General features: G+C 66.5%; 19 protein-coding genes. 6 read left to right on the top strand and 13 right to left on the bottom strand.

Going from position 1 to position 23,439, the window contains the following annotated elements; genetic code table 11:
* Window positions 1-7: 7 nt before the first annotated feature.
* Window positions 8-1,264, bottom strand: a complete 1,257-nt coding sequence (locus VM621_RS00155; protein WP_325466966.1) for an efflux RND transporter periplasmic adaptor subunit — start codon at window positions 1,262-1,264, stop codon at window positions 8-10.
* A 120-nt stretch (window positions 1,265-1,384) separates the two neighbouring features.
* On the opposite strand from VM621_RS00155, the gene VM621_RS00150 reads away from it, so the two are divergent.
* Entirely contained in the window at window positions 1,385-2,071 is a 687-nt protein-coding gene (locus VM621_RS00150; RefSeq protein ID WP_325466965.1) for a fumarylacetoacetate hydrolase family protein, read from the top strand.
* 71 nt (window positions 2,072-2,142) lie between these two features.
* Entirely contained in the window at window positions 2,143-2,550 is a 408-nt protein-coding gene (gene mscL, locus VM621_RS00145) for a large-conductance mechanosensitive channel protein MscL (protein WP_325466964.1), read from the top strand.
* Window positions 2,551-2,705: 155 nt separating this feature from the next.
* On the opposite strand, the gene VM621_RS00140 is transcribed toward mscL, so the two are convergent.
* The 3 genes from VM621_RS00140 to VM621_RS00130 form a co-directional block, all read right to left on the bottom strand.
* Window positions 2,706-5,702 (bottom strand): TonB-dependent receptor plug domain-containing protein, encoded by a 2,997-nt coding sequence (locus VM621_RS00140; protein WP_325466963.1) that lies wholly within the window; start codon window positions 5,700-5,702, stop codon window positions 2,706-2,708.
* Window positions 5,703-5,856: 154 nt separating this feature from the next.
* Complete coding sequence (locus VM621_RS00135) at window positions 5,857-6,825, bottom strand: helix-turn-helix domain-containing protein (protein WP_325466962.1); 969 nt, start codon at window positions 6,823-6,825, stop codon at window positions 5,857-5,859.
* Between the two features lie 18 nt (window positions 6,826-6,843).
* Window positions 6,844-7,122 carry a hypothetical protein gene (locus VM621_RS00130; RefSeq protein WP_325466961.1) on the bottom strand — a complete coding sequence of 93 codons (279 nt, stop codon included), beginning with the start codon at window positions 7,120-7,122 and terminating at the stop codon, window positions 6,844-6,846.
* 149 nt (window positions 7,123-7,271) lie between these two features.
* Here VM621_RS00130 and VM621_RS00125 point away from each other — a divergent pair, with 149 nt between their 5' ends.
* From VM621_RS00125 to VM621_RS00115, 3 genes are all read left to right on the top strand, one after another.
* The gene (locus VM621_RS00125; protein ID WP_325467005.1) at window positions 7,272-7,985 is read left to right on the top strand and encodes a response regulator; all 714 of its coding nucleotides are present in this window, start codon (window positions 7,272-7,274) and stop codon (window positions 7,983-7,985) included.
* On the top strand, window positions 7,985-9,376 hold the full coding sequence (locus VM621_RS00120) for a sensor histidine kinase (protein WP_325466960.1): 1,392 nt from the start codon (window positions 7,985-7,987) through the stop codon (window positions 9,374-9,376). The genes VM621_RS00125 and VM621_RS00120 overlap by 1 nt, the downstream gene beginning before the upstream one ends.
* 83 nt (window positions 9,377-9,459) lie before the next feature.
* Window positions 9,460-10,902 (top strand): M20/M25/M40 family metallo-hydrolase, encoded by a 1,443-nt coding sequence (locus VM621_RS00115; RefSeq protein WP_325466959.1) that lies wholly within the window; start codon window positions 9,460-9,462, stop codon window positions 10,900-10,902.
* A gap of 155 nt (window positions 10,903-11,057) precedes the next feature.
* Here the strand turns inward: VM621_RS00115 and VM621_RS00110 are convergent, their stop codons facing one another.
* The 3 genes from VM621_RS00110 to VM621_RS00100 all read right to left on the bottom strand — a co-directional run bounded on the left by VM621_RS00110 (window position 11,058) and on the right by VM621_RS00100 (window position 15,899).
* Window positions 11,058-14,180 (bottom strand): efflux RND transporter permease subunit, encoded by a 3,123-nt coding sequence (locus VM621_RS00110; protein ID WP_325466958.1) that lies wholly within the window; start codon window positions 14,178-14,180, stop codon window positions 11,058-11,060.
* Window positions 14,181-14,189: 9 nt separating this feature from the next.
* Window positions 14,190-15,323: an efflux RND transporter periplasmic adaptor subunit gene (locus VM621_RS00105; protein WP_325466957.1), complete on the bottom strand. Its 1,134-nt coding sequence runs from the start codon at window positions 15,321-15,323 to the stop codon at window positions 14,190-14,192.
* Between the two features lie 114 nt (window positions 15,324-15,437).
* On the bottom strand, window positions 15,438-15,899 hold the full coding sequence (locus VM621_RS00100; RefSeq protein ID WP_325466956.1) for a MarR family winged helix-turn-helix transcriptional regulator: 462 nt from the start codon (window positions 15,897-15,899) through the stop codon (window positions 15,438-15,440).
* A 75-nt stretch (window positions 15,900-15,974) separates the two neighbouring features.
* Between VM621_RS00100 and VM621_RS00095 the strand changes: the two genes are divergently transcribed.
* A complete protein-coding gene (locus VM621_RS00095; RefSeq protein WP_325466955.1) occupies window positions 15,975-16,481 on the top strand; it encodes an O-acetyl-ADP-ribose deacetylase in 507 nt (168 codons plus the stop codon).
* A gap of 6 nt (window positions 16,482-16,487) precedes the next feature.
* Here VM621_RS00095 and VM621_RS00090 read toward each other — a convergent pair whose 3' ends face one another.
* Genes VM621_RS00090 through VM621_RS00065 form a run of 6 tightly spaced genes read right to left on the bottom strand, consistent with a single transcriptional unit; the run spans window position 16,488 to window position 23,435 of the window.
* Window positions 16,488-18,161 carry a BatD family protein gene (locus tag VM621_RS00090; RefSeq protein ID WP_325466954.1) on the bottom strand — a complete coding sequence of 558 codons (1,674 nt, stop codon included), beginning with the start codon at window positions 18,159-18,161 and terminating at the stop codon, window positions 16,488-16,490.
* Between the two features lie 2 nt (window positions 18,162-18,163).
* Window positions 18,164-20,074 carry a tetratricopeptide repeat protein gene (locus tag VM621_RS00085; RefSeq protein WP_325466953.1) on the bottom strand — a complete coding sequence of 637 codons (1,911 nt, stop codon included), beginning with the start codon at window positions 20,072-20,074 and terminating at the stop codon, window positions 18,164-18,166.
* A complete protein-coding gene (locus tag VM621_RS00080; protein WP_325467004.1) occupies window positions 20,071-21,051 on the bottom strand; it encodes a VWA domain-containing protein in 981 nt (326 codons plus the stop codon). Before VM621_RS00080 ends, VM621_RS00085 begins: the two co-directional genes overlap by 4 nt.
* Entirely contained in the window at window positions 21,044-21,526 is a 483-nt protein-coding gene (locus VM621_RS00075; protein WP_325466952.1) for a DUF4381 domain-containing protein, read from the bottom strand. Before VM621_RS00075 ends, VM621_RS00080 begins: the two co-directional genes overlap by 8 nt.
* Window positions 21,526-22,446 (bottom strand): DUF58 domain-containing protein, encoded by a 921-nt coding sequence (locus VM621_RS00070; RefSeq protein ID WP_325466951.1) that lies wholly within the window; start codon window positions 22,444-22,446, stop codon window positions 21,526-21,528. Before VM621_RS00070 ends, VM621_RS00075 begins: the two co-directional genes overlap by 1 nt.
* The gene (locus VM621_RS00065) at window positions 22,443-23,435 is read right to left on the bottom strand and encodes a MoxR family ATPase (protein WP_325466950.1); all 993 of its coding nucleotides are present in this window, start codon (window positions 23,433-23,435) and stop codon (window positions 22,443-22,445) included. The genes VM621_RS00070 and VM621_RS00065 overlap by 4 nt, the downstream gene beginning before the upstream one ends.
* Between the last annotated feature and the right edge of the window lie 4 nt (window positions 23,436-23,439).

Here is a 23,439-nt window from a genome sequence, read left to right as displayed (position 1 = left end):
GAAAACGTCAGGGCGTGGTTTTGGCGATGCTGACGGCGGCGCCGTCGGCGAGTGATTCGGGCGGCGAGACGACCACGGTCTCACCGGTGCTCACGCCGTCGCTGACCAGGCGCATGTCGCCGCTGGCCTGCATGGCGACGGTCACCGGACGGCGCTTCGCCGTGTTGTCCGCGACGACGAAGACGACGTCGTGGCCGTCCCGCTGGACGACGGCCGCGGCGGGAACGAAGACGCCCTTCGGAGCCGCGGACGCCACGGGGGCGCGACGCTCGAGGAAGGACACCCGCACGCCCATGTCGGGGACGATGCGCGCGTCCTTGTTCTCCAGCGCGACGCGAACCTTAACCGTGGCCTTGCCGCGATCCGCCGCCGGCACGATGGCGATCACATGGGCGGGAATCTTCCAGTCGGGGTAGGCATCCAGCACTGCCTCGGCGGGCATGTTCGCCTGGACGCGCCCGATATAGGCTTCGTTGACGTCGACATCGATCTCCAGCGAGTCCATATCGACGATGGTGCCGACGCCGGTCCGGGTGAAACCGCCGCCGGCCGAGAGGGGCGACACGATCTCGCCGACCTGGGCCGCCTTGTCGGTGATCACGCCATCGAAGGGTGCACGGACCACGGTGTAGTCGAGGTTGACCTGTCCGACCTGGACCTGCGCGTCGGCGGAGTCGGCCTGGCGCCGCGCCGTGTTGAGCTGCGCACGAAAGGTATTGGCCTGGGTGCGGGCCTGTTCGGACACCTGCCTGGAGACGAGCCCGCGCCCGACAAGGGCCTCCGCACGATCGGCGTCACGCAGGTTCTGCTCGAGCTGGGCCTGGGTCTGGGCCACGGTGGCGCGGGCCGCGGCGGCACTGGCCCGTGCGGCGTCGAGGCTGGCACGCAGCGCGTTGTCTTCCAGACGGGCGAGGACCTGGCCCTTCTTCACCCGGTCGCCTTCCTCGATCAGTACCTCGGTCAGCGTGCCGGTGATCTGGGCCGATACCGTGGCCTGGCGACGCGCCGTCACATAGCCGGTGGCCTGGAGCACCGCGCCCGCTTCGGCGTTGGCGGAAGGCGATACGGCCGTGGCGGTTTTCACCTCGACCGGGCGGTGGGCGACGAAGACCCAGGCGCCGGCACCCACCGCGAGCAGCAAGACCACGACACCGGCTGCGATCAGCGCGAGCCGGATTCCCCTGCCACCGCCTCCGCCACCATGGGCTTCCTTGTGCGATTTATCGATCTTCAGCTGCCTCAGCAGCTCGGCGTTCGAATTCATGCTTCCCTCTATCCCCCGCGGCCCCACCGCATGGCAAGATCATGCGACCCGGGCCGACGCTGCGCCACTTCCGCGCATCAGTCATCTGCCGTGACAGGTGTCACCTGCTAACCTCATACGATGAATACGATCATTCCCGCGCCGGCCCAGCCGAGCATCCCCGTCGTCGGCCAGACCGCGCGTTTCCCGGTCCGCCGTATCTTCTGCATCGGCCGCAATTACGCCGACCACGCCCGCGAGATGGGCGCCTCGGTCGACAAGGCGAATCCGATGTTCTTCACCAAGCCCGCCGATGCCATCGTCACCGACGGTGCCGACGTACCCTACCCCTCCGCCACCAGCGACCTCCATCACGAAGTCGAAATGGTCGTCGCCCTGGGTGCCGGCGGTTCGGACCTGTCGGTCGAGCAGGCCGGCAAGCTGGTCTGGGGCTACGGCGTCGGCCTGGACCTGACCCGCCGCGATCTCCAGGCGCAGGCCAAGGCCAAGGGCGCGCCGTGGGACGTCGCCAAGGGCTTCGACCACTCGGCGCCGGTCTCGGCCCTGGTCCCGGCATCGGAAGTGACGCCGACCGCCTCGACCCGTATCGCGCTCGAGATCAATGGCGAGGTCCGCCAGCAGGCCACGCTAGGCGACATGGTCCTGGATGTGCCGGAAATCCTCAGCGCGCTGTCGAAGATGTTCGAGCTGAAGGCCGGTGACATCGTCTACACAGGCACCCCGGCCGGTGTCTCCGCCCTTGTACGCGGCGATACATTTCGTGCGACCCTCGACGGCGTCGCGACGCTCGAAGGCCGCGTGCGCTGACTTCGCGAACCGCCGACATCCATCTCGCTAGTTTCCACCGTTCCACGTTCGGCCAATAAGGAGAAAGACCGATGAGTTTCGTCGCGGAATTCAAGAAATTCGCTCTACGCGGTAACGTTGTCGACCTGGCGGTCGGTGTCGTGATCGGTGCGGCATTCGGCAAGATCGTCACCTCGCTCGTCGAGAACATCATCATGCCGCCGATCGGCTGGCTGATCGGCGGTATCGACTTCTCCGACTACAAGTGGGTCCTCAAGCCCGCCGACGCGGTCGCGAAGAAGGCCGAGGTCGCCATCCAGTACGGCCTCTTCATCAACGTGTTGATCCAGTTCTTCATCGTCGCCGTCGCGATCTTCGTCGTGGTCAAGGCGATCAACCGCCTCACCCGCCGCGAAGCGGAAGCCCCGGCTGCACCGGCGGCGGATGTCGTGCTGCTGACGGAGATCCGCGACCTGCTTCGCTCGCAGCAGGGCCGCTAAGGAAAGCGATTCGTCGCAAAAAAGAGGCCGCCGATGGGGTATCGGCGGCCTATCTGGGGAGACGCATTGTGCCCGGGAGTTGAGCCGTCACCGGCTCGGGCACTTATTATTGGTATTCGGTTTTTACGGGTGTTCGTGCGTATGCGCTGTCGGTATCAGAAGTCGTAGTTGATGCCGAAGCGGACATAACGCGGCTGACTGAAGTACGTGACCCTGTTGTAGTTGGTGTCGGGTGCGGCCGTGCTGCCGTAATTCACGTACGTCGCCGTCGGCACGGATTCGCCCAGGGCGTTGTAGATCATCACGTTGAAGCCCAGCTTCTGGTCGGCCCACTTCGGACGGTATTCCGCCGAAAGGGAGACGATGTGCTGCCACGGCTCGCGACCGGCCGCGCCCGGGGGCGAAGCGACGCCACCGCAGTAGTGGTAGTAGCTGCCATAGCCGACCGGGTTGCTCTCATCCGCACCGTAGAAACCCAGGCAGGTTTTCGGCGTACCTGAAAGCAGCGCGATATTCGCCGAGAGCATCCACTCCGGCGCCACCTGCCAGGAACCGTAGATCTTCAGCTGGTGCTTGCGGTCGTTGGCGAGCAGGCCGTTGGAGTTCTCCATGAGCTTGCCGAAGTCCCAATCCACCGTCGCGGAAACGTCGGTCTGGCCGATATCGGAACGCACCTGGCCTTCGGTATCGCCGTAGCTGCGCGAGAACACGTAATCCACCTTGGCCTGCCATACCCCGTCGAACGGATGCTCGAGGAAGGTTTCCAGTCCGTAGTAGCTGCGCTTGGCTTTCGGCATGCCGAAGTCGTCCGCGGAGACGCTGACATTGTAGTAACCGCCGGCCGGGTCCGGAATACGGTAGGTATTGCTGCGTCCCGGGTTCGACAGGTAGCAACCATTGAGCGTGCTCGGGTCGATGTCGTAGCCAAGCGCGGCCGCTTTGTCGCCGATCGTGCCGGTATCGCAGATGTCGTCGAGGATGTTGCGCAGCTTGCGGACCTGCGCCTTCATGCCCCACACGTAGTCGGGATTGATCTGCTGGGTAAAGCCGAGCAGGTACTCGTCCTGGTACTCCGACCTGATGTTGCTGGCGGCGACCGTCTTCGGGTCCGGCGACTGGCCGTATTCGTTGTTCGCCGATACGGCGCCGCCCGTCGACGAGGCGAGCTGGGTCAGACCGGTCGGATTGCCGTTACCGTCGATGCCGGTATAGGTGAAGTACTCGTTGGTGTAAAGCGATCCGGCGGCGGCGCGCAGCGCGACCGACGCGGGCATCGCAAGGTAGTAGCGGCCCGCATTGCCGTAGACCTTGAGCGTCGAATCGCCGTTGACGTCCCAGCTGAAGCCGAGTCGCGGGGCCCACTGTGGCTTGGTCATGCGCAGGAACGCATCGCCATTGGGGTTGTAGTTGGTGAACTGGTCGTTGCGCAGGCCGATCTTCACCAGCCAGCGATCGTCGACTTGCCAGCTGTCCTCGATGTACTGCGCGCGCTGCTTCACGCGAACCGAAGCGGCCGTGCTGTACAGGTACTGCGACACGTAGTAGCCATTCTCGCCACCCACGCCCGTGTTCGGCGCGGCGACGAAGGGGCTGTCGCTGATCGCCGTGCCTGGGTCGCCGAAGCCATAGTCCCAGGCGCTGGCGGTCTGCCCGTCGTCGATATCGTGCGAATTGAGGTTATCGATACCACCGGTGATCGTGTGATCGCCGACTTTCCAGGACAGGTCCAGGCGCAGGTTGTTCGTGGTCGCCCGGTGACTGGGATCGTTGGCCGTCAGCACCGTCTGCGAGTTGACGATGTTGTTACCGCCGGTGATCGCCGGATTCTGGTTCTCGGGATTGTCGATGTACGTAAGCGTCGGATCGTACCCCGGCGTATCGCTGTAGTACTTCATCTTCTGCTTGCCGTAGAGGGCGGTAAGCGTGAGATCGTCGGTGATGTAGCTGGTGAACTTGGCGACATAGACGTCGGCGCTGTTCTTGGTCGAGGTGTCGTAGCTGTTCAGCGCTCCGGTGGTATTGGTCGCATAGTCATAGTCATACAGGTTTCCCTTGTACGACGTCTTCTGCGATGCGCCGGTCAGCTCCAGGATGTTGTTGTCGGTGATGTTCCAGTCGATCTTGGAGTACCACTTGGGATCGTGATATTCGTAGTTGGTGTTGTATGACGACGTGACCGACCCCACGCTATTGCCGACGTTCTTCGACTCCTCCACCGCGGCGAAGAAGAACAGCTTGTCCTTGATCAGCGGGCCGCCGACATACCCGCTTTCCGTCGTCGTCCACGATTTGTTGTCCGAGTAGCGACGATAGATATTGCCCGCGTCGGAACCCGTGACGTAATAGGAGCCGGGACTGACGCCGTCGAGCGAAGCGGGCGTCCACTGCACCTGAGCACCGAAATGCCATTCGTTCGTGCCGCGCTTGCCGCTCTGGCTGATGACGCCGCCGTCGGACCGACCGTAGGCGGCGCCGTAGCCGCCACTGAGGATTTCCTGCTGGTCGATGGCACCGTAGGGAAGGCTGATACCGCCGAAGCCGCTCAGCGGATCCGTGGTGTTGAATCCGTTGAGGTAGTAGGCGTTCTCGGTGACCGACGAACCACTGAACGACACCAGCGAGCCGCCGGTCGTACCACTCTTGAAACCGCTATAGCCAGGAACGACACCGGGCGCGAGCAAAGCGATGGCTTCGGCGCTGCGCGACAACGGCAGCTTGGCCAGCTGTTCGGAGGTGATAACCGTGCGAGCGTCGACGCTGGTCACGTCGATGGCCGGCAGCGCGTTCGCCGACACGGTGACTGAGCCAAGGGCGGTGGCGTTGCTGCTGGCGGCCGCGAAGGATACTTCGGTACCCGAGCCGACGCGCAGCGTGACATCGTTGCGCGAATCGATGGCCTTGCCACCCTGGATCAGCGCCACCGTGTAAGTGCCGAGCGGCAGCGAGCCGATGCTGTAGCGCCCTTGGGCGTCGACCGCCACCTCGCGCGTCAGGCCGGACGTGCTCTTGGCCTGGACCGTTTCGCCCTCGGCGATCGGCGCCTGGCCGAAGATACTGCCCGTGGTCGACTGGGCTATCGCCCCTGCGCTACCCAGCGCCATGCTCAGCGCGAAGCTGATACGGCTCAGGCGCACCCATTGGAATTTATTCATCAGCACTGTGAAGCACTCCCCGAAATTGAATTGACGTCGCCGCCGGACGGGGCGCCCGGCAGGCGCTTTCCTCCACTTGGTCCGGCGACCACAATCTCAATTTAGTGTTAAGACGACGTTCGAATGTGGCGAAAAGTGCCGCGTGACTTGTCGATTAATCGGACGTATGGACGGCCGAAAGAAGTTGCTTCATTGGATCTCCATCGAGGCTTGCCTGGCGGTATCCGCGCGGTGAGACGCCGAAGATTTCGCGAAACGATCGACTGAAGTGCGTCATGTCGCCAAAACCCCACGACTGCGCCACCTGCGCGATACTGCGATGGCGCAAGGCAGGGTCCGCAAGTTCCCGACGGCAACGCGCAAGGCGCTCGGCACGCACCCAACGCATCAGCGTCAGAGACTCGTCGGCGAAGAGTTCGAAGATATAGCTCGGAGAAAGCCCCACGCCCAGGCCGATCATCTCGACGCACAAGGCCGGGTCGGCGAGGTGATCTTTCGCAAAGCGGCGCACTTGCTGTTTGTACTGATAGCGAAGTTGCGAAGGCGATGGCTCCGTCCGCCCCCTCGATGCGAAGGCGGCCGCAAGCATGTGCGGAATGGCGTCGGCCAAACGATCCGCTACGGCTTCGGTGAGGTCGCAAGTGTGTGCGAACATCTCCCCGAGAAGGACACGCAGGTAACCGACGGCGCCCAGGTTCCCAGGCAGACAGACCGCCGACAGCTGGTCGAGCCTCGGCATGACCTCGCGCAACGTCGCCAGTGGCATATAGACCACCTGTACGGTGGCCGTCCCCATCTGCAGCCTGAAGGGTCGGGAGAGATCGATCAGACAGAAGTCGCCCGCGACGATCTCCTCCTGCCGGCCATGCTGTTCCACGGCAGCGCCTCCCTCCAGGTGGTGACTGAGCAGCGCCGCGCCCCGATGGGTGCGCGCCAGACCATCCCCCGTCAGCACGTGCGGCCTGTGACGGAACGTGGCCAGACGCAGGCGCTCGCCGGCGTAGCCATCCAGCATCGTGCTCACGCCCTGGCCTCGGAAGAAGTCCTGCCAGAACAGTCGGCCGGCCTTGCCCGCGTCGGGTGGCGGGGGAAAGGCGGATACATCGTGGGGCTGGGTAGACAACGGAGGGCGACTCCCGAATCAGGGAAGGGAGCGACGTAGCGGCGGACCGCCGTCGGGCCCCGGTGGCGGTCCTCCCGGCGGATCGAACCCCTTGTCGGCCATGCACAGGTCCATCAGGTCGGCGTCCACGCCATCGTCCGGATCATCGGTCCTCCCACCGGTGTCGGCCCAGCAGTCGTCCAGCGCTGCCTGCACCCGCGAGGCCTGTGCAGGGTGGACACGCGGCGTTTCCTGGGCCGCGGCGAGCACGGCGCCAGAGGCGAACAGCAGGCACGGCAGCGTGGGAAAGGGCTTCATGCGGTTGGCATCCATGGGATCGAGCGGAGAGGCCAAGCTAGTCGGCGTCCGTCACCGCCGGTTGTCCGCATGTGTCCGGTTTGTGTCAGCTTCTTTGCCGGCGTGGCAAACGCGCCGTAGACTGGTCTGATATCACGTTATGCATGACCATGGATCTCCAGTCGCTCATCCTCGTCGTCGACGACGACCCCGAACTGCGCCGTCTGATCACGGCGTTCCTCGGTGGTCATGGATACCGCGTGCAGGCCGCCGAGAATGCGCTGCAGATGAACCTGGCGATCGAGCGCGAGCGCCCGGACCTTGTCGTCCTCGACGTGATGATGCCGGGCGAGGACGGGCTCAGCGCCGCACGGCGGCTGGCCGCCGACAAAGGGCCGCCGGTGATCATCCTCAGTGCGCTAGGCGGCGATACCGACCGCATCATCGGCCTGGAAGTCGGCGCCGACGATTACCTCGCCAAGCCATGCAATCCGCGTGAACTTCTCGCGCGTGTCCGCGCTGTGCTGCGCCGAATCGGCAACCGCGAACCCGTGCCGATGGAGGATGCGCGGCCCTACGCCTTCGCCGGATGGCGCCTGGATGTCACGCGGCGCGACCTTCGCGATCCCACCGGCATCTTCATCAACCTTTCCGACGGTGAATTCGCCCTGCTGCGCAGCTTCGTCGAGCATCCGCAGCGTATCCTCAGTCGGGATCAATTGCTCGACCTGGTCCATGGCGGACGTTCGGAAGTGTTCGACCGTGCGATCGACACGCAGATCAGCCGGTTACGCCGAAAGCTCAACGATCGTGTGCAGGCGGAGATGATCCGCACGGTGCGCAACGAGGGCTACATGCTGGTACCGAAGGTGTCGCGCCTGTGATGCATTTGCCGCGCCTGTCGATCTTCGCACGTACCTTCCTGCTGATGATCTGCGCCTTGCTGGCGTCCGTGGCGATCGGCTTTGCCGTGCTCATCATACGGCCGCCGCTGCATCCGTCTTCCGTCAGCCTGTTCGAACTCGCCGCCGTGCTTCAGCCGGAGCGATCGCCCTTCACCGGCCACCCCTTCGGCGACGATCGCCCTGCTCCCGAAGGCGCCGAAGGGCCACCACCGGGCGCCGGTTTCGACCGTCGCGGCGAAGCCGAACTCGACGTGGTCTCGACTGCGGGGCCGCCGGCCGCGCCGTCCTCGTTCGACGAGCCGACCTCCGCGCGCATCGCCATGCGCCTTGCGGACATTTTCAATGTACCCAGCGAGCGCTTGCGTGTTTTCGCGACCGAACGCGACTTCGCCGGCGCCCATGGGCCGACCCGCCTGGGCCTGGCTGGCGGTTCGATCGTCGCCCTTCGCCAGGCCGATGGCCGCTGGCGTGTCGCGACGGTACCCGTCGAACCCTTCCCGACCGTGCTTCAGCAGCAGCTCTTCCTGCTGCTCGCCCTGGGCATCCTCGTCCTGCTCCCCGTGGCCTTCCTTTTCGCCCGCGCGCTCGCCGCACCGATCCGGCGTTTTTCCGAAGCCGCGCAACGGCTCGGCGGCGACACCAGCGCGCCACCGGTGGTCCGCGAAGGGCCTCCCGAAATGCGCCAGGCGGTGGACTCCTTCAATGCCATGCAAGCGCGGATCAACCGCCTCCTGCAAGAGCGCACGCAGATGATCGCCGCGATCGCGCACGACCTGCGCACGCCGCTCACGCGCCTGACGTTTCGTCTGGACGGCCTGCCATCACCGCTGGCGGAAAAGGTCGACTCCGACATCCAGGAAATGAAGGCCATGATCTCCGCCGCGCTGGACTTCATTCGCGACAGGTCGCTGGGTGTGCATCGGCAGAGGCTGGATGTGCGCTTGCTGGTGGAGAGCGTCGTCGACGATCTCGCCGACGTCGGCCACGACGTCACGGTGCAGCCCGGTGCGGCGATCACGCTCGAAGGCGATCCTGTCGCGCTGCGGCGTGCCGTGGTCAATCTGGTCGAGAACGGACTCAAGTATGGGGAACGCGTACGCCTACGCCTGCGCAGCACCGGCGACGGATGCGTGCTGGAAATCGACGACGACGGCCCCGGCATCCCCGAAACCATGCAGCAGCAGGTGTTCGAGCCGTTCTTCCGCCTGGAAGCGTCACGCAACCGCGATACCGGCGGCATCGGACTGGGTCTGGCCACCGTGCGCGCCATCGTGCTGGACCACGGCGGCACCGTGCTGCTGCGCAATCGCAGGGACGGCGGCCTCCGTGCCATCGTAAGCCTGCCCGCCACGGCGCCGCCCGGAACGTGATGCCGGCCAGGCATGACTTCCTACCTACGCGGGGGCACCCCGTCGTGGGGCCATAATCGACCTTTCCGTCCCCGGGGGTCCCCATGCGTCATTCGCTTCGTCTCACCGCGCTCGCCGCGTGCCTTGCGCTCGCCTGTTCCGCCCACGCCGCCGACAAGGCAACGACGATTCCGGACAAGGCCGTCGCCGCGGCGGCCGAGCTTCGCGATCGCGCGATGAACGACAACACGGGCTATGAGTTCGTTTCCGCGCTGACTACCGAAGTCGGCCCCCGTCTTGCCGGCAGCGCCGCCGACGCGCGCGGCGTCGCCTGGACCGTGGCGAAGTTCAAGGCCATGGGCTTCGACAAGGTCTACACCGAAAAGGTGAGCTATCCGCTGTGGCAGCGCCGCAGCGAGCACGCCGAGATCGTCGCACCGTTCCCGCAGTCGCTCGCGCTCACCGCGCTCGGGTACTCCGCTGGCACCCCCAGTGGCGGCCTCACCGGCGAGGTGGTCGCTTTCAACGACCTCGATGCACTCAAGGCCGCCGACCCGGCCACGGTGAAGGGCAAGATCGTCTACGTCAGCACCCACATGCAGCAGCAGAAGGACGGGCACGATTACGGCATGGGCTCCGCCACGCGTACGCACGGCGCGGTACTGGCCGCCCAGATGGGCGCGGCCGCCTACCTGCTCCGTTCGGCGGGCACCGATGCGCACAGCCGCACGCCGCACACGGGCGTCACCGGCTTCACCGATCCGAAGCAGGCCATCCCCGCCGCCGCGCTGTCGCTGCCCGATGCGGACCAGCTCGAGCGCATCCTCAAGGAAGGCAAGCCGGTTACGCTCAAGCTCGACCTCGACGTCGGTTTCGCCGGCACCTATGAAGGTGCCAATGTCATCGCCGAAGTCACCGGCCGCAAGTACCCGAACGAAGTCGTCGCGATCGGCGGTCATCTCGATTCGTGGGATCTTGGCACCGGCGCGATCGACGATGGTGCCGGTGTGGCGATCGCCGCCGCGGCTGCCAAGTTGATCAAGGACATGCCGCAGCGCCCCGACCGCACTATTCGCGTCATCGCGTTCTCCAACGAGGAAATGGGTCTGTGGGGCGGGCGCGCCTATGCCGAAGCCCACGCGAAAGAGGTCGCGAAGTTCCAGCTCGGCACCGAATCCGACTTCGGCGCGGGCCGCATCTGGCGCATGAGCGCCAGCGTGAAGCCGGAAGCTCTCGGCGCGATCCAGCAGATCGCCAAGGTGGTCGAGCCGATCGGTGTCGCCTACGATGCCGGCAAGCCCGGCGGCGGCGGTTCGGACCTCTCGCAGATGCACGGCAAGGGCATGGCCGCACTGTCGCTGACCCAGGACGGCACGGACTACTTCGACTACCACCACAACGCCAACGACACCCTCGACAAGATCGACCCGAAGGCCCTCGCACAGAACGTGGCCGTGTATGCCGCGTTCGCGTACATGGCCGCCCAGGCCAACGGCGACTTCGGTTCGAAGCCGGGTGCGTTCGCGAAGGATGGCGCGCACGATTGATCGATCGAGCGGCTCCCGCAGACATGCGGGAGCCGCTTTCTGTAGGAGCCGCTTTCTGTAGGAGCCGCTTTCTGTGGGCGCCGCTTTCTGTGGGAGCCGCTTCAGCGGCGATGCCTTACAGGAAAGCCGGCCACGCCGGCGACGGCATCAGCGGCTTATCCGCCCTGTCGGCTATTCGCCGCTGAAGCGGCTCCCACACGTCCTGCCGCCGGCGCGAGGCGATCCTGCAGGCGGTTCATGTAGAGGTAGATCACCGGCGTGAGGTACAGCGTCAGGATCTGCGACACCACCAGACCACCCACCACGGCCAGGCCCAGCGGCTGTCGCGTGGAGGCGCCGGCGCCGATGCCGAGCGCGATAGGCAGCGTGCCGGCGAACGCGGCAGCCGTCGTCATCATGATCGGGCGGAAACGCACGCGGCACGCTTCGGCGATGGCTTCGTACGGCGTGACGCCACTCTCACGCTGACGCTCCAGGGCGAAGTCGATCATCATGATCGCGTTCTTCTTCACGATACCCACCAGCATGATGATGCCGACGAAGGCGAACAGATCCAGCGAGGCATTGAAGATCGCCAGCGTCAACAACGCGCCCACGGCTGCCGCCGGCAGGCCCGAGAGAATCGTCAGCGGGTGAATGAAGCTTTCGTAGAGAATGCCCAGTACGAGGTAGATGACGAAGACGGCGAGCAGGAGAAGCAGGCCCATGCCCTTGACCGAATCCTGGAAGGCCTGCGCCGTGCCCTGGACACTGCCGCTGAGCGTCGGCGGCAGCTTCAGTTCCGTCGTCGCGCGATCGATGCTCGCCACGGCATCGCTGAGCGATACCCCCGGGGCAAGGTTGAACGACACCGTCACGGCCGGAAGCTGGCCCTGGTGATTGACGGTGAGCACCTGCGGTTTACGTTCGAAGCTTGCCACCGTGTTCAAGGGCACGAGCTTGCCGCTGTCCGAGGTGACATAGAGCCTGGACAGCACGGCCGGATCGTCCTGCATCAGGCGCTCCACCTGGAGAATCACCCAGTACTGCGTGGCCGACCCATAAATGGTCGAGATCTGGTTCTCGCCGAACGCCGAGCCAAGCGCCGTCTGCACCTGGGCCATCGTCAACCCGAGCGGAGCCAGTTTGTCGCGATTGACCGTGACCACCAGGGACGGGCTGTTGAGGTCGAGGTCGGTAGTGACGTCCTGGAAGCCGGGCAGCTTCTGGAACGCGCCGACGAGCTTGCCCGACCAGTCGTACAACGCATGCAGGTCGGTCGACTGCACGGTGTACTGGTATTGGGCCTTCGACTGCCGGCCACCGACCTGGATCGACGGCGGGTTCTGGATATAGGTGCGGATGCCAGGCACCTCGGCGAACGCGTGCCGCAGTTCCTGGATGATCTGGTCCGGCGTGGTATGGCCACGCTCGCCGGGCTCCTTCAGGCGAAGCAACAAGGAGCCCGAGTTGATCGTGGCGCGTGCGCCACCGGCACCGACGCTGGACATGACACCTTCGATGTTCGGGTCTTTCAGGGCGATACCGGCCAGCGACTGCTGGCGCGCGGACATCGCGGCAAAGGAGATGTCGGTGGGCCCCTCCGTCGTCACGCGGAGCTGGCCGCTGTCGCCCGCCGGGATGAAGTCCTTCGGCGTGATCACGAACAGGACGCCGGTCGCGGCCAGGCTCAGCGCGAACACCCCCACCACGGTACGCGGGTGGCGCATGCACCAGGCCAGCGTACGCGTATAGCCGTCGGTCATCGCGGCGAAACCGCTATCGAACCAGACGACGATGACGCTGCGTCTGTCGTGCGCGTGCGCCTTGATGAAACGGCTGCACAACATCGGCGTCAGCGTGATCGATACGAACCCGGAGATAAGGATCGACACGCTGATGACGACCGCGAACTCATGGAAAAGACGGCCGACGATGCCACCCATGAACATCACCGGGATGAACACGGCGACCAGGGAAAGCGTCATCGAGAAAATGGTGAAGCCGATTTCGTTGGCGCCTTTCACCGCGGCATCGAATGGCGTCTCGCCGAGTTCGATATGACGCATGATGTTCTCGAGCATCACGATGGCATCGTCGACAACGAAGCCGACCGCCAGGGTGAGTGCCAGCAGGGACAGATTGTCCAGGCTGTAGCCGAGCGCGAACATCGCGCCGAAGGTACCCAGCACCGAAATAGGCAGGGCGACGGCCGGAATCAGCGTGGCCGACGCATTGCCGAGGAACAGGTAGATCACCAGGACGACGAGGATGCCGGCAAGGACCAGGGTGAACTGGACGTCGTGTACGGAGTCGCGGATCGATACCGAGCGGTCGTACATCACGTCCAGCTTCACCGACGGCGGCAGCGTCGCGTTGAAGGCAGGCAGGAGGGAGAGGATCTTGTCGACCGTCTCCACCGTATTCGCCCCGGGCTGGCGCTGGATCGCCAGGGTGATCGCACGGGTGCCGTTGTACCAGCTCGCCTTCTGGTCGTCCTGCACGCTATCGCGCGGGACTGCGATAGCGGACAGGCGTACGGGCGCGCCATTGCGATAGGCGATCACGATCTGGCCGTAGTCGGCGGCACGCATCAACTGGCCATCCGAACGGATGGACAACAGCTGTCGCCTGCCGTTGAGCGAACCCGTGGCCTTGTTGACGTTCGCCGCGGCGATCGCATCGACCATCTTGTCCACGCCGATGCCGGTCGCGGCGAGTCGGTCGGGATCGACGGCGATGCGCACGGCGTACTTCTGCGAACCGTACACACTCACCTGCGCCACGCCATCGACCATCGACAGGCGCTGCGCGAGCTCGGTTTCGGCGTAGTCGTCCACCGTGTACAACGGCAGGGTCGACGATTTCATCGTGAGGAACAGGATGGGTGCGTCCGCCGGGTTCACCTTGCGATACGTCGGCGGCGTGGGCATGTCCTGCGGGAGCTGGCGCTGCGCGGCGGAGATCGCCGCCTGGACATCCTGTGCCGCGCCGTCGATGCTGCGGTCGAGCGAGAACGTCACGGTGATCGTCGTCGAGCCGAGGGAGCTCGACGAGGTCATCGAGTCGATGCCGGCGACCGTCGAGAGCTGCGATTCGAGCGGCGTGGCGACCGAAGACGCCATCGTCTCCGGCGACGCGCCAGGCAGCGAGGCGCTGATGTTGATGGTCGGGAAGTCGACGTTCGGCAGTTCGTTCACCGGCAGTCGCGGGTACGCGGCGATGCCGAAGATGACCAGCGCGGCCATCAGCAGCGTCGTCATCACCGGGCGACGGATGCAGAGCTCCGGCAGGTTCATGAGCGCCCCTCAGCCCTTGTCCAGGCGTACACGCGCTCCGTCCACCAGTAGCATCTGACCTTCGGTGACCACCCGCTCGCCACCTTCCAGACCCTTGTCGATCACCGCGCGGTCGGCCGTGGTCGCGCCTGTGGTGACGCTGCGCTGCTCTACCGTTTCGTCGGGCTTGACGACGAACACGAACGAGCCTGATGTGGAACTCTGCAGCGCGATGACCGGTACGCTCACCGCGTCGGTCAGCCGCGTCGTGGGAAGCGTGACATCGGCGAACTGGCCCGGCGTCAGCCGCCCATCGGCATTGGGGAAGCGGCCCTTCAGGACGATGGTGCCCGTGGTCGCATCCACCGCGTTGTCGACGAACTCCAGTTCACCCTGCAGGGCCGCGCCCTTGTCGCCGGGAATGCTTGCCTGCACCGGCACCGCGGCTTTGCGCAGGCTGGAGCGCACGGCGGAAAGACTGTCTTCCGGGATGGAGAACGCCACGCGAATGGGATCGACCTCGTTGAGCACCACGATATCCGTGGTGTCGGCGGCGAGCGTGGCGCCTGGATAGGCCAGCGGCGCACCGGTGACGCCGTCGAAGGGCGCGCTGATCGTGGTGAAATCGAGCTGGGTCTGCGCGGCACGCGCCGCCGCCCGATCGCTTTCCAGCGCCGCGCGCGCGACACCCAGGTTGGCCTTGTACAGATCGTAATCCGCGCGGCTGACGAAGCCCTTGCCGAGCATGTTTTCGTAGCGGGCGAGGTCTGCCTCGGCTTTCACCAGCTGTGCCTGGTCACGCGATACGTTGCCCTGTGCCTGGTCGTAGGCGGCCTTGAGGGGACGCGGATCGACCCGGGCAAGCAGGTCGCCCTTCTTCACATGAGCGCCAGGAGTGAAGGCAAGGGATTCCAGTTGCCCCGCCACGCGGGAGCGCACGTTCACCGTGGAATACGCCTCGGCCCGACCGATCACCTTCAGCGACAGGTCGATGTCGCCGCGCACAGCGAGCGCGGTGGTAACCGGGACACCGGTCGCCGTCTTGTCGCCGGGCTTCGGGCCGTCCTTGCTACCCGCGTCGTGGCGCCAGATGGTAGTGACCATGGCACCGACGGCGGCCAGCACGACGATGACGAGAAGTTTCTTCCCTGGGGAACGTTGCATGTGGGCTCCGGCCGAATCCTGGGGATCCGGTCGCCGCGCTGCCGAGCGCGGGCTTGGTTTTGGTTCGGACATCCGCCATTCAAACGCATGCGCGGACGTTCGGTTGACGCCCGGTCAGCCCTCTTCCGACGGACCGTCGAGACTCTGCAGGTTGTCTTTCATGCGGTCGAGGACCGTCAGCATCATGGTCAGGTCATCGGGAGAGATGCCGGCCGTGGCATCGCGGCGAAGGCCGCGGGCGATATCTTCCATGCCATCGATGACACCGCGTGCCTGCTCGGTGTCGTGAAGACGCCAGGCGCGGCGGTCCCTCGGATCGGCACGGCGCTCGACGAAACCGGCAGCCTGAAGGCGATCGATGACGCGACCGACCGCGATCGGCTCCATGTCCAGCTGTTCGGCCAGTTCGTTCTGCCGCATCCCCGGACGCCGATGCAGGGCCTTGAGGGCCCGCCATTGCGCGCGGGTCAGGCCAAAGCGTATGGCCCTCCGGTCGAAGTGCTTGCGAAAGAGCAAGGTGACGTCGTTGAGGAGGTAGCCAAACGAGATGTCTTCAACTTTGAGCGAGTCAGCCATAACCTAGGAGCATGCTGCGTAGGGAGTACGGCCATCCTAGCCAATTGCGGCGCCACCGTCACAGAAGGATTGGGCATGGTTTTCGAGCTGATCGAGACCGACATCACGCGGCTGGCGGTCGACGCCATCGTCAACGCGGCCAATGAATCCCTTTTGGGTGGCGGGGGCGTGGACGGAGCCATCCACCGCGCCGCCGGGGCGGCCCTGCTGGCCGCCTGCCGGGCCTTGCCGGAAGTGGCCCCAGGCATCCGTTGCCCGACGGGGGAGGCTCGCATCACCGAAGGCTTCGCCCTGCCCGCCCGTTTCGTCATTCACACCGTCGGCCCGATCTGGCACGGTGGCGGCCACGCAGAGTCAGAACGTCTGGCGGCTTGCTATGGGAATGTTCTCAAGCTGGCCAAGGCTCATGGCCTGACGTCGATCGCGTTCCCCGCGATAAGCGCCGGCATCTATGGCTACCCGGCCGACGCGGCGGCGCGGATCGCGGTATCTACCCTGCGCTCGGCAGCATGGCGGCCCGAGCGCGTGATCTTCTGCACGTTCGGACCGTCGATGACCAGGGTCTACGAGCCCTTGCTCTGAGGACGCCTATCGGGGGTAGAGCGGCGGCAGTCCCGAGGGTCCGTCACCGCCCGGGCGGACAGTCCAGTCGAATCCCCGGGTAAACGCGGCCTTTAACCCCACGCCATCGACCGCCCCGTCGGCAAAACGGGCACGCTCCAACATGGCGATCGCCGCACGCTGATCGCTGGCGGCCAGGGCGTCGGACAGGGCACCCGTGCTGCGCAGGGACGGCCGGACCGTTTGCGCCCAGGCCAGCAGCAGACGGTCCAGCGTCGCGGGATCGGCGGACGTCGAGGAAAGGAACGCCTCGCGCGCGGGGCGCTCGCGGACGGGCTCGCGCGACACCGGCGCCGCCGTACCGGCCGCTTGGCGGCGGCGCCCATGGAGCAGCCATGCCGCGACCGTCGCCAACCACAGGACGACCACGCCAACGAACAGCCAGCGCCAGGGTATGGACGACGCCGACGACGCGACCGACGACGCGGCGGCCGGCGTCGACGCGGTCGCCGGAGGCTGCGCAGCGGATGCACTCGCCGCGGGCGCCGGGATCGCACCCGCGGCCGCGGTCACTTCGATGTCATGAGCCGGCACGGTGGCGACTTCGGCCTTGTCGGTCACGACGTTCCACCAGTGCAACGTGGTCTGGGGAATGTGCAGCGTTCCCGGGCGCGTCGGAACCACGGCAAAACCCTGCTGGCGACGCCCGGTCACCCAAGACCCGCTGGCACCGCCGCCGGTGACGGCCTTGTCGGGATAGACGTCCGCGCCGTCGATCTTTGGCAACGACAATGCCGGCAACGCCTCGAACGGCATGCCCACCGCGTCGAGGCGCATCGTCAGGGTGATCGGCTGGCCGACACGGCCCTTGCCGTCGGAGGGCAGGCCTTCCAGACCGAGCTTCAGTTCCCGCGCTGGAATCCAGGCGGCGTCCGGTGCAGACGAGGGGCGGTCACGAACCGTTACGCGAAGGCGTTCGGCGACAGCGCTGACCGGTGCACCTGCACCGAAGAACGAGCCCGCATCGGTGGGATCGACCGCCGTGCCCTGGAAGGTCGGCGGCTGGATCTCCAGGCTTCCGGCACGTTGCGGAAAAATGGCGTAGTGACGCTCGATCACATTGAAGCGGCGGCCACCGCGCATGCTCTGGTAGTTCGCGTCCTGGCCGATCCGGCGTACTTCGGCGCCTTCGGCGGCGGGATCGCCGAGCTGGCCGTCGGCCAGATTCACCGCGAAATAGAGGCGCAGGGTGTAGTCGATCTGCTGGCCGACATAGGCCTGGGTCGGCTCGGCCTTGCCTTCGAGCACGACGGGTCGGTCCGCCGCGGCGGCGTTGGTGTCCGACGAGCTGGCTACCTCGAGCGACACCGGCTGGGTACGCTGGCCACCGATAGCCAGCGCAGGCACCGTGATCCGGCCTTCGTGACGTGGCCGCAGGGCCACGCCCAGAATCGTGCGAGCTTCGCGCCGTCCGTTGACGATGCTCAGGGAGTGGTTGGTCGACGTGCCGAGGACGACGAAATCCGCCATCAGCGGCGACAGATCCGGCGCATCCGTGGACTCGTCGCCGATCTCGATGTTCAGCGTCACCGTCTCGCCCAGCCCGACGGTACTGCGATCGAGCGATGCCACCGGTGCCGCCGACTGCGCCATGGCCATGGACGGTATCGCCAGCACGAGAACCAGCAACAGGTAACGCATCGTCATTCCTCTGGCTCGGCGCCGTGGCGGCGCTGGTATTCGAGCATGAACTTTCTCCGCAACAGACCACCGGGATCGTCGGGAACGCGCATCAGTGCGCGGCGGACGTCGGCAGGTAACTTCGAGGAAGCGTCCTCGGCCGAGATCGCGCCGAGGTCGTGCCCCTTGTCCTCGCCGGGCTTGGCCTGCTTGCCGGCGAGTGCCGCATCCATCTGCTTCTTCAGCGCCGCCTGAGCCTGCGCCGCCTGCTGGCGCTCGGCGGCGGACTTGGCCTCCGCGTCGCCTTGTGGCGCCTGCGACTTGCCCGGTTCCTTGCCCTTGTCGCCACCCTCGCCTTCGCCCGTCTTGTCCTGCGAACCCTGCTGGCCCTGTTGCCCGTCCTTGCCGTCGGCGCCGGGCTGCTGGCCGCTTTCGCCCTTCTTCTGGTCGTCGCCCTGCTGACCTTGCTGACCCTGCTGATCCTTGCCCTGGTCGCCGGACTGGCCCTGCTTCTGATCCTGCTGGCCCTTGCCGTCCTTCTTGTCGTTCTTCTTGTCCTGGTCCTGCTGCTGTTTCCGCTTTTGCAGAAAGTCGGCGACGGCCTTGCGATTGGCGGCGGCGTCCGCGTTGGCCGGATTCGATCTCAGCGCACGGTCGTACGCGGCGAGCGCGTCTTCATAACGCTGCTGCTTGGCGAGCGCATTGCCGAGGTTGTATTGGGAGTCGCTGTCCGCTCCATGCGCGAGCGCGGCCTCCGACGCCGCGTAGTCGCCGGCACGATACGCGGCCACGCCACGCAGGCTGTCGCTCGCGGCCAAGGCCTGGGCGCGTTTCGCATCGCCTTCGGCCAACGCTTTCGCGGCCTGCTGGTCGCGTGTGCGAAACACGTCCGCGATACCGTCGGCGCGCGCCGGTGCCAGCGGCATCATCATCAGCGCCAGCGTGAGCAACCATCCGCGTCGAAACGCCAGGGCGACGATCGGCAGGAGCGGCAGCAGCAGCCATGGGCCACGATCCTGCCACTGCCCGGATGCGGCGCCCTCCACGGCCTTACCTTCGCCATCGCCATGCAGGGCCGCTGCAAGCGCGGTCACGTCGGACTGGTCGTCCGTGGTCGCGACGTAGCGACCGCCGCCGGCGGACGCCACGGCGGTCAGCGACGCGTCGTTGCGCGGCGCCATGACGATCGCGCCCTGCTCGTCCTTCAGAAAGCCGCCATCGTCGCCGGGGACCGGACCGCCGCGTGCCGTGCCCAGGCCGAGCACCGACACGGTATCTCCCGCCGCGCGCGCACGACCCGCGGCAGCGGCTGCCGCCGCGTCCGCGTGATCGGTCACCAGCACGATCGAACCGCCACGCACGTCGGTGTGGCGAATCAGATCGGCGGCCATCTCGATCGCCTTGCCGGGATCGTCGCCGGCCACGGGCATGGTATCCGGAGAAAGCGCGGTGAGCAGGTCGTCCACGCTGTGCGCGTCGGTGGTCAGGGGCGCGACGGTGAACGCTTCACCGGTATAGGCGATCAAGGCATTCATCCCGTCGCGATTGGCCGCGTACAGTTCGCGCACCTTGTAGCGCGCGCGACTGAGCCGATCCGGTACGACATCGTGCGCGAGCATGTGTGGCGACATCGAGACGACCACGACCTGCGCGGCACGCTCGGCGAAAAGCTGCTGCGACTGACGGTTCCAGGTGGGACCGGCCAGCGCGAGAACGGCCAGGACCGCTGCGACGGCAAAGGCGACGACGGGTGCGCGCGATGCACCGGGCTTGCCATCGAGCAGGTATGGCAGCAGCAGTGGATCCGCCAACCGCGTCAGCACGCGCACTTCCGCCGAACGCCGGCTGACCAGCCAAGCCAGCACAGGTACCGACAGGAGCAACCAGAGCCAGCGCGGCTCGATGAAGTGGATGGCACCAAGCCACGCCATCATGCGAATGCCCTCCGGCCGAGGTAGCGCGGCAACGCGGCGATCGCGAACAGCGCGAGCGAAGCCAGCAGGGGCCAGCGGAACAACTCGTAGCGCGGCCTGAGCGCGGCGCCCTGCTGGGGCACCGGCTCGAGCGCGTCGATCGCACGATAGGCCTGGGCGAGTTCGTTGCTGTCCGTCGCGCGGAAGAACCGGCCCCCGGTCTGGTTGGCGATGTCGGTAAGCATGCCCACGTCCAGATCGGCGGACGGATTGACCACTCGACTGCCGAAGAAGTCCGGTACGCGCATGGCTGTCGCGCCGATGCCGATCGTATAGACGCGAACGCCGGCGGCCTTCGCGGCACGCGCCGCCTCGCGCGGAGCGATGGAACCCGCGTTGTTCACGCCGTCGGTGAGCAAGACAACGACGCGAGCCTGTTCGGGCATGTCGGCGAGACGCTTGACCGCCACGGCCAGCGCGTCGCCGATGGCTGTCTCGCGCCCGGGCAAGCCGACGACGGCGCCGTGCAGTTGCGCGCGCACCGCATCGAGATCATAGGTAAGCGGGGTGACGAGATACGCCTGCGTTCCGAACAGGATGAGGCCGAGTTCATCGCCTGCACGACGATCGATGAAGTCGCCGGCGATCGCCTCGACGGCGGCGAAACGGGTGACGTTACGTCCGGCCAGTTCCATGTCGTCGAGCGACATGCTGCCGGAGAGATCGACGGCAAGCATGGTCGCGCGACCACTGCGCTGCTGAGGTTCCGGCGGACCGAGACGTTGCGGCCTGGCCGCGGCGCTGACCAGGCAAAGCCAGGCCAGTGCCAGCAGGAGGGTCGCGGCAAAAGGCGCACGCGTCACCGACGCCGCCACCAGGGAAAGTCCCGGCTGTGGCAGGTTCATGGCTTGCGCGGGCTTCAGCGGACGCAACACGTGACGCAGCAGCCAGGGCAAGGGAAGGGCCGCAAACAGCCACGGCCAGGCGAACTCAGGCAGCGACATGCGACGGCCTCCTTCGCATGGCCTTGCGCACCCAGGCTTCGACATCCTGGGCGGTCGGCGTCACATCGAGCGTCGCCTCGGGACGGTAGATGGCGTCTTCGATCGCAGCCAGGCGATGGACATCCTGGCGCGGCGCCATCGCCGCGAGCGCGGCGCGCCACGCCGCGCCCTTCATGACGACACTGTGCGGATCGCGCGTGCGGGCCACCCGACGCAACAGCTGGCTCGCCGCCGTAGCGAACGCCGCCACATCGCCGTCCTGCGCGTAGCGCGCGGTGGCATCGCGGAGATCGGCGAGCGTGGCCTCGACATGGCGCTTCCATGCCGCCCGACGACGAAGAAAGATCACGCCCACGGCCACCGCCGCGAGCAGCAAGACGAGAAGGAGCCACCATCCCGGGGCAAGGGGCCACCACATCGAGACCTGTGGCACATGGATGTCGCGAAGCTCGGGGCCGGCGGTCGGCATCAACGAGCCCTCCCCGTACCGAGCAAGGCGACGATCGCATCGAGCGGATCCGCCGTGGTGTCGATCGTGTGCGCGCGCAGGTTGAGCCCCGTCGCCAGGGCGGACAGACGTCGCACGCCGTCACCGAGTGTCCGAGCGAATTCCGCCCGCTGGCGATCGCCCTGCAGGACGACGTCGTAGTGCACGCCGCCATGCGCGAACGGATAGCGGCCTGCCGGCGGCTCGGCGAGCTCGAGCGCGTCCGCCACAGTGAGCACCGAGACTTGCGCCTTGCCGACCAGGCCAAGCATGCGACCCCGCGCCGCCTCGTCGACGGCAAAGCCGTCGCTGACCAGCAGCACCCGCGAGGCACCATGCATGAGCCGGCCGGCGCGCTGGAGGGCGGAAGAAAGCGTTTCGTCGGCACCCGGCGGCAAGGCGTCCCACGCGGCGATCGCGCCGGCCACGCCAAGCGCTCCGCGGGAACCGCCCATGGGGCGAAGCAATTGGCGCTGCCCACCGAAGGCGAGTACGCCGACCCGGTCGCCACCGCGCACGGCATACCACGCCGCCATCGCCGCGGCGCGCGCCGCCTGCACCGATTTGAACCGCGCGCGCGTGCCGAAGCGCATGCTCGCGTTGCTGTCGAGGAGGATGAGCAGGCGACCTTCGCGCTCTTCCTGGAATAGCTTGGTATGCGCGACGCCACTGCGCGCGGTCAATCGCCAGTCCATCCGGCGCACATCGTCGCCCGCCTGATAGACGCGGGATTCGGCGTAGTCCATGCCGCGACCGTGCAACCGACCGGGCCGCTGGCCACTGCGCTGGACACGTGACACCACGGGCGGTGCCGGCGCACGCGCCACGCGGGCGCGCAGCGCGATCAGTTCGGGCAACGATACGTGGACGCGCCCATCCGGGAGAGGGACGACGGCATTCACGGCAGCGGTACGAGATCCAGCAGGCGATCGATCACCGAGTCGATGCGCACGCCTTCCGCTTCGGCTTCATAGCTGGGCAAGACGCGGTGACGGAGGACTTCGTGCGCGATGACGTGGATATCTTCCGGAATGACGTAGTCGCGGCCGGCGAGCCAGGCATGCGCGCGGGCGCAGCGGTCCAGGGCAATGGTCGCGCGCGGGCTGGCGCCCCAGGCGATCCAGCGGGCAAGCTCCGGACCGTACTTGGCCGCGTTGCGCGTGGCGACGACGATCTGGGTGATGTAGAGCTCCAGCGGCGCGGCCATGTGCACCGCGAGCACGGCGTCGCGCGCGGCGAACACATCCGCGGGCCGCAGCACATGTGCCGGCGGGGGCACCGGGTGCATGGCTTCGCGGGCCTGCTCTCGCGCCAGGCGCAGGATCGCCAATTCGGCGTCGGCATCGGGATAGCCGATGGTCACGTGCATGAGGAAGCGATCGAGCTGGGCTTCCGGCAGGGCGAAGGTGCCCTCCTGCTCGATCGGGTTCTGCGTGGCCATGACCATGAACAGGTCGGGCAGCGGCCAGGTACGGCGGCCAATGGTGATCTGGCGCTCGGCCATCGCTTCCAGCAACGCGGACTGCACCTTGGCCGGCGCGCGGTTGATTTCGTCGGCGAGGACGATGTTATGGAAGAGCGGGCCCCGCTCGAATTCGAAGCTACCGGTCTGCGGCCGGAAGATATCGGTACCGGTGAGATCCGCCGGAAGCAGGTCCGGAGTGAACTGGATCCGGTGGAAGTCCGCCTCGACGCGGGTCGCGAGGGCCTTGATCGCGGTGGTCTTGGCCAGGCCCGGCGCACCTTCGACGAGAAGGTGGCCGTCGGCCAGGAGGGCGATCAGCAGGCATTCGACCAGGTGCGGCTGACCGATGATGCCGCTGGACAGCTCCTCGCGCAGGCGGACGAACGCTTCCTGGAGGGGCGTCGTGGCAATCGGCAGCTCGGACATCGGC

This window comes from Luteibacter sp. (assembly GCF_035539195.1).
Lineage (GTDB): Bacteria > Pseudomonadota > Gammaproteobacteria > Xanthomonadales > Rhodanobacteraceae > Luteibacter.
This window is presented reverse-complemented; position numbering and strand designations above follow the sequence as displayed.

Bases quoted from the DNA above. Each gene is read 5' to 3' on its own strand.
- VM621_RS00155 (WP_325466966.1), bottom strand. From the start codon at position 1,264: ATGAATTCGAACGCCGAGCTGCTGAGGCAGCTGAAGATCGATAAATCG.
- VM621_RS00150 (WP_325466965.1), top strand. From the start codon at position 1,385: ATGAATACGATCATTCCCGCGCCGGCCCAGCCGAGCATCCCCGTCGTC.
- mscL (WP_325466964.1), top strand. From the start codon at position 2,143: ATGAGTTTCGTCGCGGAATTCAAGAAATTCGCTCTACGCGGTAACGTT.
- VM621_RS00140 (WP_325466963.1), bottom strand. From the start codon at position 5,702: ATGAATAAATTCCAATGGGTGCGCCTGAGCCGTATCAGCTTCGCGCTG.
- VM621_RS00130 (WP_325466961.1), bottom strand. From the start codon at position 7,122: ATGAAGCCCTTTCCCACGCTGCCGTGCCTGCTGTTCGCCTCTGGCGCC.
- VM621_RS00125 (WP_325467005.1), top strand. From the start codon at position 7,272: ATGGATCTCCAGTCGCTCATCCTCGTCGTCGACGACGACCCCGAACTG.
- VM621_RS00120 (WP_325466960.1), top strand. From the start codon at position 7,985: ATGCATTTGCCGCGCCTGTCGATCTTCGCACGTACCTTCCTGCTGATG.
- VM621_RS00115 (WP_325466959.1), top strand. From the start codon at position 9,460: ATGCGTCATTCGCTTCGTCTCACCGCGCTCGCCGCGTGCCTTGCGCTC.
- VM621_RS00110 (WP_325466958.1), bottom strand. From the start codon at position 14,180: ATGAACCTGCCGGAGCTCTGCATCCGTCGCCCGGTGATGACGACGCTG.
- VM621_RS00105 (WP_325466957.1), bottom strand. From the start codon at position 15,323: ATGCAACGTTCCCCAGGGAAGAAACTTCTCGTCATCGTCGTGCTGGCC.
- VM621_RS00100 (WP_325466956.1), bottom strand. From the start codon at position 15,899: ATGGCTGACTCGCTCAAAGTTGAAGACATCTCGTTTGGCTACCTCCTC.
- VM621_RS00095 (WP_325466955.1), top strand. From the start codon at position 15,975: ATGGTTTTCGAGCTGATCGAGACCGACATCACGCGGCTGGCGGTCGAC.
- VM621_RS00090 (WP_325466954.1), bottom strand. From the start codon at position 18,161: ATGCGTTACCTGTTGCTGGTTCTCGTGCTGGCGATACCGTCCATGGCC.
- VM621_RS00085 (WP_325466953.1), bottom strand. From the start codon at position 20,074: ATGATGGCGTGGCTTGGTGCCATCCACTTCATCGAGCCGCGCTGGCTC.
- VM621_RS00075 (WP_325466952.1), bottom strand. From the start codon at position 21,526: ATGCCGACCGCCGGCCCCGAGCTTCGCGACATCCATGTGCCACAGGTC.
- VM621_RS00065 (WP_325466950.1), bottom strand. From the start codon at position 23,435: ATGTCCGAGCTGCCGATTGCCACGACGCCCCTCCAGGAAGCGTTCGTC.